Below are 2,816 nucleotides of genomic sequence, written 5' to 3'. Positions count from 1 at the left end.
TCAAACCCAGCTTCCAGTACAAACCCTTGTCTTGCATCAGCTTATTTCCTCAGAGAAAAACTCAGGATAATACTATGCCGCTGCGCCGGAATTGTCGCCGCTTGCAGGAAATATCGGCACTTCCACGACCCCGGAACGCATTTCCTTAAGCCTTGGACTCTTTTTCGCCCTCCGGAGCGCTCAAAACCTTCTGAATCGCACCGCGGCTGAACTTCATCCGCGTGTTCGTGTTGTCGTCCACCTTCAAGATCACCTCGTCCTCCCGGACCTCCATCACCGTCCCGATGATCCCGCCGATCGTCATCACCTTGTCGTGCTTCTTGAGTGCCGAGAGCATCTGCTCGCGATGCTTCTGCTCCTGCTTGCGAGGACGGAAAAGCACCAGCCAGAAAATGAAAAACACGATCGCGATATAGCCGATCAAAACGGGTAACTGACTTCCCGGCTCCTTGGGGGCCTCGCCCGCCTCCTGGGCCACCACCGCCAGCAATTCAACGTAACTCACGACCGACCTCCTTATCGCTTGGACTCCGAGAGACCCTCTTCCGCCGGTGCGTCATCCGGGCCCTGCCACAGCCGCAGGACCTCGTCCTGCAGCCTCATTAATTTATTCTCGCAGATCGCCCCACGGATTTCCCGCATGAAATTCTGGAAAAACGCGATGTTGTGAAGACTTAGCAGGATCGGACCCAACATCTCGTTCACCAGAAACAGATGCCGGATATAAGCCCTGCTGAAGTTACTGCAACATGCACACGAGCAGGCCGGATCCAGCGGTCCATAGTCCTGCTTATACTTCTCATTGCGAAGCCGCAGCGGCCCCACGCTGGTAAACGCATACGCGTTCCGCCCGTTACGGGTCGGCAGCACACAATCGAACATGTCGATCCCCGAGGCGATCGCCCGCATCAGGTCCACCGGACGCCCCACCCCCATCAAGTACCGCGGCCGGTCCGCCGGCAGCTTCGGAGCAAACTCCGAGACGATCCCGTACATTTGCTCCGGACTCTCTCCCACCGACAGTCCCCCCAGCGCGTACCCGGGAAACTCCATCTCCACCAGCCGATCCAGACACCCCTGCCGAAGCTCCGGAAACAGCGACCCTTGCACGATGCCGAACAAGGCCTGATCCTCGCGGCGGTGCGCGTCGCGGCACCGCTGCGCCCAGCGGACGGTCCGCTCGCACGCCAGTCTGGCCCGCTCACGGTCCACCGGCCACGGTGGACACTCGTCGAACGCCATGATGATGTCCGCCCCGAGCTGCTCCTGAATCCGCGTCGCCGTCTCCGGATCGAGCCGCAGCCGCCGACCGTCCACGTGCGACGCGAAATCCACCCCGTCCTCGTCAATCCGCGACAGCGAAGCCAACGAGAAAACCTGAAACCCCCCGCTGTCCGTCAGAATCGGACCCGACCAACCCATGAACCGATGCAGCCCACCCGCCTCGGCCACCACCTCGACTCCCGGCCGAACGAACAGGTGATACGTATTACTCAGCAGAATCTCCGTCCCCGTCCCCGCCACCTGGTCCGGCATCAACCCTTTGACCGCCGCCCGAGTCCCTACCGGCATGAACGCCGGCGTCTGAAACGACCCGTGCGGAGTGGTCACCACGCCCGTCCGGGCGCAACTGCCCGCGTCGCAATGTGATATCCTAAACTCCAGCATGATCCGACAAGCTCACCGGGTAAAGACCCATAAGTGTAGCTGACGGACCATCCGATTTCCAGCAGGAACACCGACGCGAAACCCTCAACCACCGCCCCAACTCTTCATTCTGGCTTCCTTCTTCTCTTACGGCGACCTGCTCTCCAACAGTTCAACCACCCGCTCCGGATCCGTGGTCGGCTCCTGGCACGCGTAGTTCACGCACACGTAGGCCGTGGCATGGTCGTCCAGTGTGGTCTGATTCTTGACGAACTCCGCGAACCGCGCGATCTCCGGTTCGTCCTCGCCGGACGGCCGGTGGATCACCACCTTGTTCGGCACGAACTTCGAATGCACCGTCCGCAGCATCCGCTGCGTGTCCTCGGCCTCCTTCTTCCCAGCCACCGTCAACTCGAATGTCGGCCCGATCCCGAAGTCGATCGCAACCAGCAGTTGCGTGTACGCCGCCGGCAGCCGCTCCACGTCTGAGCCGAACGCCCGGGCCAGCCGGTCCGCCTTGACCTCAAAATCGCTGTTGGCCGTGATCCGACCCAGCCGCAGCAAATTCAGCATCGCCACCGAATTGCCCGACGGAACCGCGCCGTCGTAAACCTGCTTCTGACGCACCAGAAGCGACTCGGCCCCCTCCGCCGCAAAAAACAGACCGCCCTCCTTCTCATCCCAGAAATCCGCCAGCATCAGACCGTTCAGCGCCAACGCCGTCCGGAGCAGCCCCACCTCGAACTCCGCCTCGTACAACTCGATCAGGCCCCAGACCAGAAATGCATAGTCATCCAGGTTACCCTCAATGCCCGCTTCGCCCTCGCGGTAGCGATGCAGGAGTCTTCCATCTTCTTTCCGCATCCGTCCCAGAACGAACTCCGCTCCGCCGCGAGCCGCCTCAACATACGCCGGCTCGTCCAGCACGCGGCCCGCCTTCGCCATCGCCGCGATCATCAAACCGTTCCAGTCCGTCAGCACCTTGTCGTCCTTGCCCGGATGCGCCCGCTCCCGCCGCGCCTCAAACAGCTTGCCTCGCGATTCCTCGAGTCGCTGCCTCAGCCGGTCAACCGGAATCCGCAACCCCGTGGCGATCCGTTCCAGCGACTCCTTGAGATGCGGGATGTTCTGACCCGTCCGCGACCCCTCCATCGGCTCAATGAAGTTGC

3 protein-coding genes are annotated in these 2,816 nt (G+C 61.7%); all 3 read right to left on the bottom strand.

Annotated features, from left to right (window positions below; all coding sequences use genetic code 11):
* Positions 1–145 precede the first annotated feature (145 nt).
* Complete coding sequence (gene yajC, locus GXY33_06055; protein NLX04687.1) at positions 146–505, bottom strand: preprotein translocase subunit YajC; 360 nt, start codon at positions 503–505, stop codon at positions 146–148.
* Positions 506–516: 11 nt separating this feature from the next.
* Positions 517–1,668 (bottom strand): tRNA guanosine(34) transglycosylase Tgt, encoded by a 1,152-nt coding sequence (gene tgt, locus GXY33_06050; GenBank protein ID NLX04686.1) that lies wholly within the window; start codon positions 1,666–1,668, stop codon positions 517–519.
* Positions 1,669–1,794: 126 nt separating this feature from the next.
* Positions 1,795–2,816, bottom strand: a 1,022-nt coding sequence (locus tag GXY33_06045) for a thioredoxin domain-containing protein (protein ID NLX04685.1), incomplete at its 5' end; no start/stop codon positions are given.

It is taken from the genome of Phycisphaerae bacterium (assembly GCA_012729815.1).
GTDB lineage: Bacteria > Planctomycetota > Phycisphaerae > JAAYCJ01 > JAAYCJ01 > JAAYCJ01.
Note: the sequence above shows the minus strand (reverse complement) of the source record. Positions and strands in the feature narration are given on the sequence as shown.

What these genes read in the sequence shown, in the direction of transcription:
- tgt (NLX04686.1), bottom strand. Translation starts at nt 1,668, where the DNA reads ATGCTGGAGTTTAGGATATCACATTGCGACGCGGGCAGTTGCGCCCGG.